Origin of the sequence: Streptomyces sp. WAC05374, from assembly GCF_004353505.1 — a bacterium.
Lineage (GTDB): Bacteria > Actinomycetota > Actinomycetes > Streptomycetales > Streptomycetaceae > Streptomyces.
Genome location: NZ_SMNQ01000050.1, coordinates 1 through 647, shown reverse-complemented (window position 1 = coordinate 647; position 647 = coordinate 1). Strand labels below are relative to the sequence as shown.

1 protein-coding gene is annotated in these 647 nt (G+C 72.0%); it reads right to left on the bottom strand.

All coding sequences use genetic code 11. The features are described 5' to 3' along the window. On the bottom strand, window positions 1-647 hold a 647-nt coding region (locus E2B92_RS32485), incomplete at both ends, for a beta-ketoacyl synthase N-terminal-like domain-containing protein (protein ID WP_133087799.1).

The window sequence follows — 647 nt, the reverse complement described above, 5'->3', positions numbered from 1 at the left end:
CTCGATGCTGGGCGCGGTGAAGCCGACCTTGGCGGAACCGTCGTTGTTGATGGCGCTGCCGCGCAGCACGGCGTAAATGGTGTCACCGGCCGCGATCGCGTCCGACAGCCGCCGCAGCACCACCACGCCGACCCCGTCGCCGCCGACCGTGCCCGCGCCCTTCTCGTCGAAGGCCCGGCACTTGCCGTCCGGCGAGACGACCATGCCCTTCTGGTACGGGTAGCCCCGGACCAGCGGGACGGTCACCGACGCGCCGCCCGCGAGGGCGATGTCGGACTCGCCGCGCAGCAGGCTCTCGCGGGCCAGGTGCGTGGCGACCAGACCGGTGGAACAGGCGGTCTGCACCGTCAGGGCGGGACCGCGCAGGTTCAGCCGGTGCGCCACCCGCGTCGACAGGAAGTCGTTCCTCCCCCCGATCATCGTGCGGTAGAACGACGCCAGGTCGCCGCCGGCCGACTCGGCCTCGTAGCCGCCGACACCGGCCCCCGCGAAGACGCCGACGTTGCCGTCGAAGGTCGCGGGCACGATGCCGGAGTGTTCCAGGGCCTGCCAGGCGGTCTCCAGGAACAGCCGGTGCTGCGGCCCCATCAGCTCCGCCTCGGACGGCATGTAGTCGAAGAAGGCGGCGTCGAAGAGGTCGGCCCCTT